Source organism: Streptomyces sp. NPDC018964 (genome assembly GCF_044390325.1).
Lineage (GTDB): Bacteria > Actinomycetota > Actinomycetes > Streptomycetales > Streptomycetaceae > Streptomyces.
Map to the genome: position 1 here is coordinate 23400 of NZ_JBIRYZ010000011.1, position 12808 is coordinate 36207.

Below are 12808 nucleotides of genomic sequence, written 5' to 3' on the forward strand. Positions count from 1 at the left end.
GAAACGGTCGGTCAAGAAACGGTGGTCAGACGGCCTTCACCTCGTACGCCGTGACCCGTACCGCCTCGTCGTCCAGGCACTGGCCCGACTCCAGGTCGAAGCGCTGCTTCAGGAGGGGAGAGGCGACGAAGGGGCGGCCCTGGTGGGTGCCGGTCAGGCCGCGGGAGAGGACCGCCGCGCCGGTGAAGGGGTCGCGGTTGTCGATGGCGTACAGGCGGCCGTTGCGGTCGGCGAAGACGGCGACCTGGCGGCCGTCGGGGAGGAGGGCGGCCACCCCGCGGCCGGGGAGCAGCATGCTCAGGTCGCAGACCGTGAACCAGTCGTCGGCGAGGCGGAGCTGGACCTTCAGATCGGTGGTCTCGAGGGTCATGGTCATCGCGTCGCGGATCCTTCCAGGAGGTCGTCGGCGGGGCGCAGGCCGATGTTCAGCAGCGGCAGGTCGGGCTTCATCTGGTCGCGCTCGGGGACGAAGGCGACCATCGGGTCGGGGGTGTCGGGGGCGTTCACGAAGGACACGAAGCGGGCCAGCTTCTCCGGGTCGTTGATGGTCTCGGCCCACTCGTCGCGGTAGTGCGAGACGTGGGCGGCCATCAGGGCCTCCAGCTCGTCGCAGATGCCGAGCGAGTCGTGGACGACGACGTCCCGTACGTGGTCCAGGCCGCCGGGGATCCGCTCCAGCCAGGTGGAGGTGCGCTCCAGGCGGTCGGCGGTGCGGATGTAGAACATCAGAAACCGGTCGATCAGGCGGATCAGTTCGGCGTCCGACAGGTCCTGCGCGAGCAGGTCCGCGTGGCGCGGGGTGGCGCCGCCGTTGCCGCCGACGTAGAGGTTCCAGCCGCTCGCGGTGGCGATGATCCCGAAGTCCTTCGACTGGGCCTCGGCGCACTCGCGCTGGCAGCCGGAGACCGCGGACTTGAGCTTGTGCGGGGAGCGCAGGCCCCGGTAGCGCAGCTCCAGGTCGATCGCCATGCGGACGGAGTCCTGGACGCCGTAGCGGCACCAGGTCTGTCCGACGCAGGACTTCACCGTGCGCAGCGACTTGCCGTAGGCGTGGCCGGACTCGAAGCCGGCGTCGACCAGGCGGGCCCAGATCGAGGGGAGCTGTTCCACCCGCGCGCCGAACATGTCGATGCGCTGGCCGCCGGTGATCTTCGTGTAGAGGCCGAAGTCGCGGGCGATCTCGCCGATCACGATCAGCTTCTCCGGGGCGATCTCACCGCCGGGGATGCGGGGCACGACCGAGTACGAGCCGTTCTTCTGCAGGTTGGCCAGGAAGTGGTCGTTGGTGTCCTGGAGGGCCGCCTGCTCGCCGTCGAGGACGTGGGTGCCGGCGCCGATCGTCGGAGCGAGGGAGGCGATGATCGAGCCGACCGTCGGCTTGCAGACCTCGCAGCCGTCGCCGCCTCGGGCGCCCTCACGGCCGTGGCGGTCGAGCAGGTCCTGGAAGGAGGTGATGCGCAGGGCGAGGACGATCTCGTACAGCTCCTCGCGGGTCTGGGAGAAGCAGGCGCACAGGCCCTTGTCGACCTCGACGCCGCTCGCCTCCAGCTCGGCGTTGATCAGCTGGCCGAGGACCTTGACGCAACTGCCGCACGTCGTACCGGCCTTGGTGCACTTCTTCACCTCGGGCACGGTGGTGCACCGGTGCTCGGTGACGGCCTCGCGGATCGTGCCCTTGCGGACGTTGTTGCAGGAGCAGATGATCGCGTCGTCCGGCAGCGCGGACGGGCCGAGCTGCACGGGCGCCCCGGCGCCGGCCGGCAGTACCAGCGACTCCGGCGAGACCGGCGGGACGGAGCCGGTGAAGGCCTTCAGGGTGCCGTACGCCTCCGCGTCACCGACCAGGATGCCGCCGAGCAGCGTGCCGTCGCGGCCGATGACCAGCTTCTTGTACAGGCCGGAGCGGGAGTCGGAGTAGACGACGTCCAGGCAGTCCTCGGCGGTGCCGTGGGCGTCGCCGAAGGACGCCACGTCCACGCCGAGCAGCTTCAGCTTGGTGGACAGGTCCGCGCCGGTGAAGGACGCCTCGTCGGCGGCGATCGTCGCGGCGGCCGTCTCGGCCTGCTCGTAACCGGGCGCCACCAGGCCGTACACCCGGCCGTCGGCGGCCAGCGCGCACTCGCCGATCGCGAACACGTGCGGGTCGGCGACCGTGCGGCACTGCTCGTCGACCGCGATGCCGCCGCGCTCGCCGACGGTGAGTCCGCAGTCGCGGGCCAGCTGGTCGCGGGGGCGGACACCGGCGGAGAACACCACCAGGTCGGTGGAGAGTTCGGAGCCGTCGGAGAGCTTCATGCCGGTGACCGCGCCGTCCTCGCCGACCACGATCTCCTGGGTGCCCACGCCCGTGTGGACGGTCAGGCCCATCTCCTCGATGGTGCGCAGCAGCGCCGCGCCGCCGCCCTCGTCGACCTGGACGGGCATCAGGCGGGGCGCGAACTCCACGATGTGGGAGGTGAGTCCGAGGCCCTTGAGGGCGCCCGCCGCCTCCAGGCCGAGCAGACCGCCGCCGACCACGGCACCGGTCGTGGACTTCCGCGCGTACTCCTCGATCGCGAGGAGGTCCTCGATCGTGCGGTAGACGAAGCAGCCCTCGGCGTCCTTGTTCGGCACCGGCGGCACGAACGGGTAGGAGCCGGTGGCCAGCACCAGGACGTCGTAGCCGACGACCAGCCCGGAGCGGGCCGTCACCGTGCGCGCCTCGCGGTCGACGCTCTCCGCCGGGTCGCCGACGTGCAGTTCGATGCCGTGCTCCTCGATGAACGCCAGGTCCGTCATCGACAGGTCCTCGGGCGTCCTCCCCGAGAAGTACGAGGTGAGCTGGACGCGGTCGTACGCCGGGCGCGGCTCCTCGCACAGCACGACCACGCGGTGCGTGGCGGTCAGGCCGCGCTCGGCGAGCGCCTCCAGGAAACGCTGGCCGACCATGCCGTGGCCGATGAGCACGATGGTCGATGTGTCCGTGGACATCAGGAGCCTCCGTCATGGGTGAGCAGGTGGAGCAGGGGCCCGCCGTCGGAGGGGAGCGGCTCTGCTCCCTCCCAGGCGCGCGCGAGGGCGCCGACGGTGCCGAGTTCGCCGACCAGGACCCCTCCGACGAGGCGGTCGTCGCGGACGACGACCTTGCGGTAGGTGCCCCGGGTGCGGTCGGTGAGCTGGACGACGTCGTCGCCCGGCAGCGCCTCGGTCTCGCCGAAGGCGGCCAGGTCGAAGGGGCTGCCCGGCCCGGTGAGGGTGAGCCGGGTCAGCGAGCGGGTGCCGGTGTAGCGGGAGCCGGTGTCCCCGGCGAGCAGCGCGGCGAGCGCGTCGGCCTGTTCGAGGGCCGGGGCGGCCAGCCCGTACACCGTGCCGGCGTGCTGGACGCAGTCGCCGATCGCGTGGATGTACGGGTCGGAGGTGCGCAGTTCGTCGTCGACGACGACGCCCTTGCGGACGTCGAGCCCGGCGGCCTGCGCGAGACCGGTCCTCGGGTGCACCCCGCAGGCCAGGACCACGAGGTCGGCGTCGAGGGCGTAGCCGTCGGCCATCTCCACCGAGCGGACCGCGCCGCCGACGCAGCGCACGTCCCGCACCCGGCACTCGGTGTGCACCTCCACGCCGAGGTCGGTCAGGTGCCGCCGGACCAGTTCGGACGCGGCCGGGTCGAGCTGGCGTTCCATCAGCCGCTCGGACTGCTGGGCGAGGACGACCTGCGCGCCGCGCGCGGCGAGCGCGCGGGCCGCGGAGACCCCGAGCAGCCCGCCGCCGATCACCACCGCCCGCACCCCGGGCCGTACCGCCTCGGCCAGGCCCAGGCAGTCGTCCAGGGTGCGGAACGCGTGCACGCCCTCGGGTAGCTCGTGGTCCTCGGTGAACAGGCCGCGCAGCGGCGGCAGTACGGGGTTGGAGCCGGTGGCCAGCACGAGCCTGTCGTACGCGATCACCGAACCGTCCGCGCAGCCGACGGTCCGTGCCGCGCGGTCGATGCCGGTGACCCGGGCGCGGGTCAGCTCCGCGGGCGCCGGCAGGGCGATCACCTCGGGGCTGTAGCGTCCGGCCAGCACCTCGGCGAGCAGCACCCGGTTGTACGGGCGGTGCTCCTCCTCGCCGATCAGCGTCACGGGCGTGCCGAGCTCGCCGAGCCGCCGGGCGAGCCGTACGCCCGCGAGGCCGGAGCCGATCACCACCACACGCTCGTTCGAGGTCATGTCCTTGAGCGTGCGGTGCGGGTGTTACCCGTCGGCATCCCTTCTGTTTCCCGTACGGAACGCTGCCCTCAGCGAAGGGGCGCGGCGGGTGTGAGGAGACCGGGCCCGGCGGCGACCCGGCAACCTCAAGTAACGCTCATCTTGATGGACGCAGCATCTATCCCGTCCTTAGGCTCACGGCCATGCCCGACATCTCCCTGACCACGGTCGTCCTGCTCTGTCTGGCCGCCCTCGCCGCCGGCTGGATCGACGCCGTGGTCGGCGGCGGCGGACTGCTGCTCCTGCCCGCCCTGCTGCTCGGCCTGCCCGCCGGCACCCCCGCCGCGCACGCGCTCGGCACCAACAAGGCGGTCGCGATCGTCGGCACCACGGGCGCGGCGGTCACCTACGCCCGCAAGGCGCCGGTCGACGTGAGGACCGCCGTGCGCATCGGCCTCGCGGCCCTCGCCGGATCGTCGGGCGGGGCCTTCTTCGCGGCCGGGATGAGCACCGAGGTCCTCAAACCGGTGATCATGGTGGTGCTGCTCGCCGTGGCCGCCTTCGTGATCCTGCGCCCCGCCTTCGGCACGGCCCCCGCCACCGGACCGGCCACCCGCCGCCAGATCCTCGCCGCGATCGGCCTCGGCGGCCTCGGCATCGGCTTCTACGACGGTCTCGTCGGCCCCGGCACCGGCACGTTCCTCGTCCTGGCGCTCACCGCCCTGCTCCACCTCGACCTGGTCACCGCCTCCGCCACCGCCAAGATCGTCAACTGCTGCACCAATGCCGGCGCCCTCGCGACGTTCGCCTGGCAGGGCGCGGTGCTGTGGCAGCTGGCTGGGCTGATGGCGGTGTTCAACCTGGCGGGCGGCATGTTCGGCGCGCACACGGCCCTGAAGAAGGGCAGCGGCTTCGTCCGCGTCGTCCTGCTGACGGTCGTCTTCGCCCTGGTGGCGAACCTGGCGTACGAGCAGTGGCTGGCCTGAGCGTACGAGTGGTGGCGTGCCTGAGCGTCCGGGCGGTGGCCGGCCCGGGCGGCACACCCCGTGCTCGCGGTCAGTCCCCGGCCGACGCCCGCACCAGCGGGTCGACCAGGCCCGCCTGGTCCTGGTCGCCGTGGCCGTCGGCGACGTGGCGGGCCATCAGGTCCATGTAGGGCGTCAGCAGTTCCGTGCTGACGCCCTGCTCCTCGGCGGTGCGCAGCAGCGTCGCGTTGGCCGCGGACTGCATCGCGAGATTGGACACGATCCCCTTGGTGTAGTCGCCGCTCTCCAGCCGTTCGGCGGTCTGGTGGACGGACTGCGTCATCGCGGTGAGCCAGGAGGCGAGCAGCGGCGCGAAGTCCCCGGGGGCGATGTCCTCCCGGCGGATCAGCGCGAAGGCGTGCGTGATGCCGGCGAACAGCCCGCTCATCCCGCTCAGCAGTGCCACGTCGTACAGCGCGGCGAAGCCCGGGTCCGCGCCGACGTAGCAGGCGTCCGCGGGAACGGCGAGCGTGTCGCGGTGCTCCTCGAACAGGGCGCGCGAGCCGCTGTAGAAGACGTAGCCGCCGGACTCCGCGTCCCCGATCATCGGCGGAACCGCCATGATCCCGGCGTCCAGGAAACGGGCGCCGCGCGCCTCGGCCCAGGCGGCGCGGGCGCGGCCGTCCTCCGGGGTCCCGGTGGTGAGGTTCACCAGGTCCCGGCCGGTGAGGTCGGCCTCCTCCAGCGCCTCGCCGACGGAGGCGTCGTCCAGCAGGCAGACGATCACCAGACGGTTCGCGGCCACCGCCTCGGCGGCGCTCGCGGCGACCGTGGCGCCCTCGGCGGCCAGGGCCCCGGCGCGGGCGGGGGTGCGGTTCCAGACGGTCACGGGGTGCCCGGCGGCGAGCCAGGCCCGGGCCAGCGCGGTGCCCATGGCGCCGGTGCCGAGGAGGGTCAGGGGAGTACGGGAAGCCGGGGCGGTGGAAAAGGTGTTGTCGGTCATGGCGACTAGGCTCGCCGTGGGGGAAGGGCCTGCTCAAGTACGTACTTCGAAGTGGGTGCTTACCCCGGGGAAAGGGTGCAGGCAGCGCGAGCGGACGAGGTGGCGGACATGACGACGGTACGGCGGCCGGGCGGGTACGTGTGCGGGACCGACGCGGCGATGGACGTGATCGGCGGCAAGTGGAAGGTGCTCATCCTCTGGGAACTGGGCGAACGGCCGCACCGCTTCGGCGAACTGCGCCGGGAGCTGCCCGGGATCACCGAGAAGGTGCTCGCCTCGCACCTGCGGGAGATGGAGACCGACGGCATCGTGCACCGCGAGGAGTACGACGAGGTGCCGCCCCGCGTCGAGTACTCGCTGACGCCGCGCGGGGTGTCCCTCAACGCGGCGCTGGAGCCGCTCGGGGCCTGGGGACGGGAGAACGTGCTCGGGGAGGCGGACCGCGGGGCGCCGGTCGGTTCAGCGGCTGTCCGTCAGGTGCGCGTAGACGACGACGTTCCCCTGGTACCCGGTCGTCCGTGACCAGCCCCCGCCGCAGGTGATGACCCGCAGCTCGGGGCGGGGCGCCGCGCCGTACACCTTCCCGTCGGGGAAGCCCTGCGCGTCGTACACCTCGACGGCGTCCACCGTGAACACCGCGACACCGCCGTCGCGGCGGTCCACCTCGATGGTGCTGCCCTTGCGCAGGGCGCCGAGGGAGTAGAAGACGGCGGGACCGTCGGCGTTGTCGACGTGACCCGCGACGATCGCGGTGCCCGTCTCCCCGGGGGTGGTGCCGGCCTCGTACCAGCCGGCCAGGTTCTCGCGGTCGGCCGGGGGGACGTCGAGGCTGCCGGTGTTCGTCAGGCCGAGGCCCGTCAGGGGTGCGTCCACGTCGATCGCGGGGATGCGGATGCGGTCGGGCGGGGAGGGCGGCAGGGCGGGCGCCGAGGCCCGGCCCGCGCTGCGGTCGTCGTCCTCCGTGTGCGCCTGGGCGGCGGACGGCTGCGGCGGCGCCTGCGCCCCGGTCCCGTCGCGCAGCAGCCACATCCCCGCACACAGCGCGAACACCGTGATGGCGGCTATCGCTGCGTTGCCCGGACCCCCGGCCCGGCGGAACCTGCGGCGCATGACGGACTGACCTCATCTCGAGTCGGCCCCCGTGCCCCCTCCGGGCCGCGAGGGGCGTCGGACCCGGAGGGGGAGGGGACATGCGGTACCGGCGGACGGGCGGCGGAGGATGCCCGTCAGATCCCGTCGCCTCTCGCCCGGCGATGCAGGAGCCAGGTACCGCCCGCGGCGGCGACGGCGAGAGCCGTCACACCGGCCGCGGTCTGCACGGGGTCGGGGCCCAGCGCGCCCCCGACCCCCGTCTTCACACTTCCCCGGGGAACCACCCGCCGCGCGTCGGGCGTCAGCGTGACCACCAGGTCACCGGCCACCCGCCGGTCGCTCCCGTCACACGTCGCGACGATCTCGTACGTTCCCGGCTGCGCGCTCGGCGGCACCCTGAACTGTCCGATCGCGTTCCGTTCGTGCGTGCTCGGCGCCAGCGTGAACCGGCCGGCGCCCACGGCGGTGGCGTCGCCCGCCGCCGTCCCGCCGTCGCCGCACGTCCCGGTGTTCACCGTGACGTGCGATCCCGGCACGACCGAGGACGGGTACGCCTCCAGGCCTCCGGCCGGCGTGCCGTCGGACTCCCCGGCGTGCACGGGCGCGGCGAGCAGCCCCGCGGCGACCACGGCGAGCGTGGCGCCGGTCAGCGGCCGGGCGGTACGTCGCATCGATGCTCCCTCGAGCGGGCCACGGCCCGCGGCACTTCCCCGTGCCGCCGTCGGACGCGTCCCTGCCCCTTCGAGGTAAGTGCCACCGGGGCCGTACCGCTTCCTGAGCAGGCGTCAGGAAGCGGGCCGAACGGGTGTCGGGCCACACCCGTACGGCCGCCCCCTCCACCGTGTTTCAGCAGGTCACCGGTGCCGCGCCGGTCCGGTCGCGGGGAAGCGTCCGAAGGATGCGGCGTACGGGGGTGAACGGGTGACCGGCGGAGCCGCGAGGAGCGGGGAGGCGGGGCGTCGAGAGCACGCGCCGGTGGGGTGCCGGCGATCCGTGCCACACGCGGAACGGCGACGAGAGGGCCTGCGGGGAGCGGCGGGCCTTCCGGCGCGAGGCGGGCGAGGACGTCGTCACCGGCGCACGTGGGCGACCGGCGGCGTACCGCTCGGACCGGGCGGCCCGGTCCGAGCGGCCCGGCGAGCGGCGGCCGCGGAAGACCCGGGCGCGGTGGCCGTACGAGGCCCACACGGCGGTTGTGGGGTGCGTGGACACGGTGGTCGTGGGGTGCGTGGACACGATGGCGGTGAGGCCGTGGACACGGTGGCCGTGGGGTGCGTGGACACGATGGCGGTGGGGCCGTGGACACGGTGGCCGTGGGGTCGTGGCTAGGCTCCCACCCCCCGCCACTCCCCGCCCTCGATCGGCTTCCCCCGTACCCGCAGCCGGGCGGCGACGGCGGGCGCGGCGACGTACACCCAGGCCCGCACCGCCGTGCCGTCGGCGGCCCGGACGACGTCCCGCGCCACCCGCTCGTAGAGGTTGCGCGGATCGCCCGGCACGTACTCCTCCAGCCGGTCCAGCTCGGCGAGCAGCCCCGCGTAGGCCTCCGGCAGCGCGGTCACCAGTTCCCCGCTCACCACGGAGCCCGGCTCCTCGACGGCGTACGGGTATCCCGGCCCCTCGTACAGCACCGCGCCCCGGAGCCGGCCGGGTTCCTCGCGCAGGGTGCGGCCGCGCAGGAAGAGGTCGTGGTTGGTCTCGCCGGGGCGGAGGGTGCCGTAGACGAAGAAGGGGAGGAGCACTGGTTCACCTGCGCGGACGGTCGGGGGAGCCTTGCCGGGACGATTCTCGCCCGCGCGCACCCCTGACCGCCCGCACCGCCCGCACCGGACGGACCGGATGGACCGCCCGCACCGGACGTGGCCGCTACGGCGTGGAAGGCGCGGGCCGGCCGGCCTCCACCGCCTCCAGGCGTACCGCGCACGCCTTGAACTCGGGCATCCGGGAGGTCGGGTCGAGGGCGGGGTTGGTGAGGGTGTTGGCGCGGCCCTCACCGGCCCAGTGGAACGGCATGAAGACCGTGTCCGGACGGATCGCGGTCGTGATCCTGGCCGGCGCCACCGCCCGCCCCCGCCGGGACACCACGGCCACCGGGTCGCCCTCGGCCGCGCCGAGCCGCTCCGCGAGCCGGGGGTGCAGCTCCACGAACGGGCCGGGCGCGGCGGCGTTCAGCTCGTCGACACGCCGGGTCTGGGCACCGGACTGGTACTGCGCCACGACCCGCCCGGTGGTCAGCAGCACGGGGTACGCGTCGTCGGGCTCCTCGGCTGCCGGCCGGTGCGACACCGGCGCGAACCGCGCCCGCCCGTCCTCGGTGGCGAACCGGTCGAGGAAGAGCCGGGGGGTGCCGGGGTGGACCCCGGTCGCCGGGCCCCCGGGAGCCGGGTTCCCCGTCACCGGGCCCCCGGTGACCGGGTCCTCCTGCGCCGGGCACGGCCAGAACACGCCGTTCTCCTCCGCCAGCCTCCGGTAGGTGATCCCCGAGTAGTCCGCCGGCCCACCCGCGCTCGCCCGGCGCAGCTCCTCGAAGACCTCCTCGGGGTCGGTCGGGAAGCCCTTCTCCAGGTTCCGGTCGCCGCCCAGCAGCGCGGCCAGCCCGTGCATGACCTCTAGGTCGCTGCGGACGCCCTCCGGCGGCGTGATCGCGCGCCGCCGCAGCAGCACCCTGCCCTCCAGGTTCGTCGTCGTCCCCGTCTCCTCCGCCCACTGCGTCACCGGCAGGACGACATCGGCGAGCGCGGCCGTCTCCGACAGCACGACGTCGCACACCGCCAGGAAGTCCAGCGAGCGGATCCGCTGCTCGACGTGCGCGGCGCGCGGCGCCGACACCACCGGGTTGGAGCCCATCAGCAGCAGGGAGCGGATGTCCGTGCCGAGCGCGTCGAGCAGCTCGTACGCGCTGCGCCCCGGACCGGGAAGGCTGTCGGGGTCCACGCCCCACACCTCGGCGACGTGCGCCCGCGCCGCCGGATCCGTCAGCTTGCGGTAGCCGGGCAACTGGTCGGCCTTCTGGCCGTGTTCGCGCCCGCCCTGCCCGTTGCCCTGCCCGGTCAGGCACCCGTACCCGGACAGCGGCCGGCCCGCCCGCCCCGTCGCCAGGCACAGGTTGATCCACGCGCCCACCGTGTCCGTGCCCTTGGACTGCTGCTCGGGCCCGCGCGCGGTGAGCACCATCGCGGCCTCCGGCTCGCAGAACAACCGTACGGCCTCCCGCAGTTGCGGCACGGACACGCCGGTGATCCGCTCCACGTACTCCGGCCAGTGCGCCATCGCGGCGGCCCGGGTCTCCTCCCAGCCGTCGGTGCGCTCCCGGATGTACGCCTCGTCGGTGCGCCCCTCGGCGACGATCAGGTGCAGCAGGCCCAGCGCCAGCGCGAGATCGGTGCCGGGACGCGGCGCCAGGTGCAGGTCGGCCTGCTCGGCGGTCTTCGTGCGGCGCGGGTCGACGACGATCAGCGTGCCGCCGTTCTCCCTCAGCTCGGTGAAGTACCGCAGCGACGGCGGCATGGTCTCCGCCGGGTTCGACCCGACCAGGATCACGCAGCCGGTCCGCGGGATGTCCTCCAGCGGGAACGGCAGTCCGCGGTCGAGGCCGAACGCCCTGCCGTTCGCCGCCGCGGCCGACGACATGCAGAACCGCCCGTTGTAGTCGATCTGGGAGGTCCCCAGCACCACCCGCGCGAACTTCCCCAGGCTGTACGCCTTCTCGTTGGTCAGCCCGCCCCCGCCGAACACCCCGACCGCGTCCGCCCCGTACTCCGCGCGCGTCCGCCCGAGCCCCTCGGCGACCCGCGCCAGCGCCTCCTCCCAGGAGGCAGGCACCAGCGCGCCCCCCTCGGACCGCACCAGCGGCGAGGTCAGCCGCACGCTCGACGACAGCACGGCGGGCGCCGTACGCCCCTTCCCGCACAGCGCCCCCCGGTTCACCGGGAAGTCCGCGCGCTCGCTCACCTCGACGGCGCTCCCGTCGGGGGCCTGCGTCAGATTCATCCCGCACTGCAGGGCGCAGTAGGGGCAGTGCGTGGGCGTCACGGTGTCTCGCATACGACCAGGCTGCGCCCCCGGTGTTACGCACCGCGCCGGCCGCTGTTACACCCCGGGTACGGCGACCTCCCCACCGGCGGCGGCCCGCGGTGAGGCGTCGGCGCTCCCCGCTCAGACGCCGACGAGCCGGATACGGTCACCGCACAGCCGGGACATGTCGTCGATGTCGGACGTCAGTATGGTCACCGGGCCCGGCTGGCGCAGCGCCATCTCGGCCACCGTCGCGTCGATCGCGTACTTGTGCCCGTGCAGGCCGGCTGCCTTGAGCAGCTCCGCCGCCGCTTTCGCCGTCTGCTCGGTCACCGGTTCGACCCTGACGCGGGACAGTGCCCACCGCAGCCGGGCCGTGTTCACCCGTGCGTGACTCACCTCCACGATGGTGTTGGCTCCGACGACGAAATCGGCACCCGCCGCATGGAACACCTGGAACATCGCGGCGATCTTGCGATCCTGGGCGATCCAGGCGGAGAGGCCCTCGGAGTCCAGGACGACGGTCTCGACGTGCCCGCTCACGCCGCGCTCGCCGACTCGCCGACATCGGTGTTCCCGAAGATCCGGGAGCGGGCCTCCGCCAGCTCCTCCTCGCTGAAGGCTCCGTACTCCTCCTGATGGCGCAGCAGATCGGCCCCGAGCAACTGGTGCCGCAGCTGACGCGCCACCGCTTCGGCGACGTAGCCGGAGACGTTGTCGGTGAGCTTCTTCAGTTCGGCGACCTGCTCTGTCGGGAGCGTCACCGTGATGCGCGTCGTATCTGCCATGGATGCGAGCATACTGAAGTATGCGCGGTCCGTCAGTCCGGCGTCCCCGGACCGTGGACGTCGGCCAGCGCCCGCTCCACCCCCGGTTCCTTCGGCCCGAGGAAGTGCGGGTCCGGGCGGAAGACGGCGTCCAGGGCCGCCTTGCCCGCCGCGAAGATCTCCCGGGCGCCCCCGTAGTACCAGGTGACGTCGTGACGGTCGTCCACGCCGACGCCGTACGAGGTGACGCCGGCCGTCTCGCACAGGGCCACCGCGCGGCGGATGTGGAAGCCCTGGCTGATCAGCACCGCACGATTCACGCCAAAGATCTTCTTCGCGCGGACGCAGGAGTCCCAGGTGTCGAAGCCCGCGTAGTCGCTGACGATCCGCGCGTCGGGCACACCGTGCCGCGTCAGGTAGGCGCGCATCGCGTCCGGCTCGTCGTACTCCTCGCGGCTGTTGTCGCCGGTGACCAGGACCACCTCGATCCGCCCCGCGCGGTACAGTTCCGCCGCCGCGTCCAGCCGGTGCGCGAGGTACGGCGACGGCTCCCCGTCCCACAGGCCCGCGCCGAAGACCACGGCGACGTCGGTGCGCGGCACGTCGGCGGTGGTGCGCAGCCGGTCGTCCGTCGTCAGGCGCAGCCAGGCCGCCGGCAGCAGCGCCAGCACGCACACCGCCACCACCCCCCGCACCAGCCGCCGCCACCCCGTACGGGTGCGCGGCAGACGCGGACGGCGGACTGTGAAACGGCGCATCGGACGGGTCCTCCCCGGTCGGTCCTCGACCGGGAGAGACGCC

13 protein-coding genes are annotated in these 12808 nt (G+C 73.5%); 2 read left to right on the forward strand and 11 right to left on the reverse strand.

All coding sequences use genetic code 11. The features are described 5' to 3' along the window. Nucleotides 1-25 precede the first annotated feature (25 nt). From nirD to ACH5AO_RS20035, 3 genes are read right to left on the reverse strand one after another with little or no spacing between them, the layout of a single operon-like run. A complete protein-coding gene (nirD, locus tag ACH5AO_RS20025; RefSeq protein ID WP_398926400.1) occupies nt 26-376 on the reverse strand; it encodes a nitrite reductase small subunit NirD in 351 nt (116 codons plus the stop codon). Further along, nucleotides 373-2970 carry a nitrite reductase large subunit NirB gene (nirB, locus tag ACH5AO_RS20030; protein ID WP_398926402.1) on the reverse strand — a complete coding sequence of 866 codons (2598 nt, stop codon included), beginning with the start codon at nt 2968-2970 and terminating at the stop codon, nt 373-375. Before nirB ends, nirD begins: the two co-directional genes overlap by 4 nt. Further along, nucleotides 2970-4187 (reverse strand): NAD(P)/FAD-dependent oxidoreductase, encoded by a 1218-nt coding sequence (locus ACH5AO_RS20035; RefSeq protein WP_398926404.1) that lies wholly within the window; start codon nt 4185-4187, stop codon nt 2970-2972. Before ACH5AO_RS20035 ends, nirB begins: the two co-directional genes overlap by 1 nt. 182 nt (nt 4188-4369) lie before the next feature. Between ACH5AO_RS20035 and ACH5AO_RS20040 the strand changes: the two genes are divergently transcribed. After that, nucleotides 4370-5152 carry a sulfite exporter TauE/SafE family protein gene (locus ACH5AO_RS20040; RefSeq protein ID WP_398926406.1) on the forward strand — a complete coding sequence of 261 codons (783 nt, stop codon included), beginning with the start codon at nt 4370-4372 and terminating at the stop codon, nt 5150-5152. Between the two features lie 70 nt (nt 5153-5222). Here the strand turns inward: ACH5AO_RS20040 and ACH5AO_RS20045 are convergent, their stop codons facing one another. Further along, the gene (locus ACH5AO_RS20045; protein WP_398926408.1) at nt 5223-6134 is read right to left on the reverse strand and encodes an NAD(P)-dependent oxidoreductase; all 912 of its coding nucleotides are present in this window, start codon (nt 6132-6134) and stop codon (nt 5223-5225) included. A gap of 108 nt (nt 6135-6242) precedes the next feature. Here ACH5AO_RS20045 and ACH5AO_RS20050 point away from each other — a divergent pair, with 108 nt between their 5' ends. Beyond that, a complete protein-coding gene (locus ACH5AO_RS20050; protein ID WP_398926410.1) occupies nt 6243-6656 on the forward strand; it encodes a winged helix-turn-helix transcriptional regulator in 414 nt (137 codons plus the stop codon). Here the strand turns inward: ACH5AO_RS20050 and ACH5AO_RS20055 are convergent. The 7 genes from ACH5AO_RS20055 to ACH5AO_RS20085 all read right to left on the reverse strand — a co-directional run bounded on the left by ACH5AO_RS20055 (nt 6594) and on the right by ACH5AO_RS20085 (nt 12765). Continuing rightward, nucleotides 6594-7244, reverse strand: coding sequence for a class F sortase (locus ACH5AO_RS20055; protein ID WP_398926412.1), 651 nt, complete (start codon nt 7242-7244; stop codon nt 6594-6596). The two genes, ACH5AO_RS20050 and ACH5AO_RS20055, sit on opposite strands and share 63 nt — an antisense overlap. 116 nt (nt 7245-7360) lie before the next feature. Beyond that, nucleotides 7361-7897 carry a hypothetical protein gene (locus ACH5AO_RS20060; RefSeq protein WP_398926414.1) on the reverse strand — a complete coding sequence of 179 codons (537 nt, stop codon included), beginning with the start codon at nt 7895-7897 and terminating at the stop codon, nt 7361-7363. Between the two features lie 654 nt (nt 7898-8551). Next, on the reverse strand, nt 8552-8968 hold the full coding sequence (locus ACH5AO_RS20065) for a gamma-glutamylcyclotransferase family protein (protein ID WP_398926416.1): 417 nt from the start codon (nt 8966-8968) through the stop codon (nt 8552-8554). Between the two features lie 124 nt (nt 8969-9092). Then, nucleotides 9093-11270, reverse strand: coding sequence for a molybdopterin oxidoreductase family protein (locus tag ACH5AO_RS20070; RefSeq protein WP_398926418.1), 2178 nt, complete (start codon nt 11268-11270; stop codon nt 9093-9095). Nucleotides 11271-11381: 111 nt separating this feature from the next. Further along, nucleotides 11382-11783, reverse strand: a complete 402-nt coding sequence (locus ACH5AO_RS20075; protein ID WP_398926420.1) for a DNA-binding protein — start codon at nt 11781-11783, stop codon at nt 11382-11384. Then, a complete protein-coding gene (locus ACH5AO_RS20080; RefSeq protein WP_398926422.1) occupies nt 11780-12028 on the reverse strand; it encodes a hypothetical protein in 249 nt (82 codons plus the stop codon). The genes ACH5AO_RS20075 and ACH5AO_RS20080 overlap by 4 nt, the downstream gene beginning before the upstream one ends. 32 nt (nt 12029-12060) lie before the next feature. Continuing rightward, nucleotides 12061-12765, reverse strand: a complete 705-nt coding sequence (locus tag ACH5AO_RS20085; RefSeq protein ID WP_398926424.1) for a vancomycin high temperature exclusion protein — start codon at nt 12763-12765, stop codon at nt 12061-12063. Nucleotides 12766-12808: the final 43 nt, after the last annotated feature.

Bases quoted from the DNA above. Each gene is read 5' to 3' on its own strand.
- nirD (WP_398926400.1), bottom strand. From the start codon at position 376: ATGACCATGACCCTCGAGACCACCGATCTGAAGGTCCAGCTCCGCCTC.
- nirB (WP_398926402.1), bottom strand. From the start codon at position 2,970: ATGTCCACGGACACATCGACCATCGTGCTCATCGGCCACGGCATGGTC.
- ACH5AO_RS20035 (WP_398926404.1), bottom strand. From the start codon at position 4,187: ATGACCTCGAACGAGCGTGTGGTGGTGATCGGCTCCGGCCTCGCGGGC.
- ACH5AO_RS20040 (WP_398926406.1), top strand. From the start codon at position 4,370: ATGCCCGACATCTCCCTGACCACGGTCGTCCTGCTCTGTCTGGCCGCC.
- ACH5AO_RS20045 (WP_398926408.1), bottom strand. From the start codon at position 6,134: ATGACCGACAACACCTTTTCCACCGCCCCGGCTTCCCGTACTCCCCTG.
- ACH5AO_RS20050 (WP_398926410.1), top strand. From the start codon at position 6,243: ATGACGACGGTACGGCGGCCGGGCGGGTACGTGTGCGGGACCGACGCG.
- ACH5AO_RS20055 (WP_398926412.1), bottom strand. From the start codon at position 7,244: ATGCGCCGCAGGTTCCGCCGGGCCGGGGGTCCGGGCAACGCAGCGATA.
- ACH5AO_RS20060 (WP_398926414.1), bottom strand. From the start codon at position 7,897: ATGCGACGTACCGCCCGGCCGCTGACCGGCGCCACGCTCGCCGTGGTC.
- ACH5AO_RS20070 (WP_398926418.1), bottom strand. From the start codon at position 11,270: ATGCGAGACACCGTGACGCCCACGCACTGCCCCTACTGCGCCCTGCAG.
- ACH5AO_RS20080 (WP_398926422.1), bottom strand. From the start codon at position 12,028: ATGGCAGATACGACGCGCATCACGGTGACGCTCCCGACAGAGCAGGTC.
- ACH5AO_RS20085 (WP_398926424.1), bottom strand. From the start codon at position 12,765: ATGCGCCGTTTCACAGTCCGCCGTCCGCGTCTGCCGCGCACCCGTACG.